The organism is Streptomyces beijiangensis (assembly GCF_017315755.1).
GTDB classification, from domain to species: domain Bacteria; phylum Actinomycetota; class Actinomycetes; order Streptomycetales; family Streptomycetaceae; genus Streptomyces; species Streptomyces beijiangensis.
Genome location: NZ_JAFLRJ010001060.1, coordinates 1 through 419, shown reverse-complemented (window position 1 = coordinate 419; position 419 = coordinate 1). Strand labels below are relative to the sequence as shown.

The 419-nt window shown below is 71.8% G+C and carries 1 protein-coding gene; it reads right to left on the bottom strand.

From position 1 onward, the window contains the following. A partial coding sequence (locus J0695_RS40535; RefSeq protein WP_443727127.1) for an AMP-binding enzyme occupies positions 1-419 on the bottom strand: 419 nt, incomplete at both ends.

The window sequence follows — 419 nt, the reverse complement described above, 5'->3', positions numbered from 1 at the left end:
TCGGTCTCGTGGTCTCGGTGGGCTCGGTGGTGTCGTCGGTGTCGTCGTTCCGGGTGCGCGGGGGTTCGGCGACGGCGGTGAGCGCGGCAGAGTGGTCGGTCTTGTCGTTCTGGGTGCGCGGGAGTTCGGCGACGGTGGTGAGTGTCTGGGGCCGCATGGCGCCGTGCAGGTGACTGGCCAGGTGGTCGCGGACCGGTGCTTCGTCGAGGTCCGGGCCCTCGGGCATGACCAGGGCGTGGAGGCGGCCGTCGTGCTCGTCCACGTGGCAGTCGGCGACGCCGGGCGCTGATTCCAGGACGCGTTCGACCTCGTCGAGTTCGAGGCGCTGGCCGCGGATCTTGACCTGGCGGTCGCGTCGGCCGACGTAGTCGAGCGCGCCGTCCGGGCGCTGTCGGCAGATGTCGCCGGTGCGGTAGAGC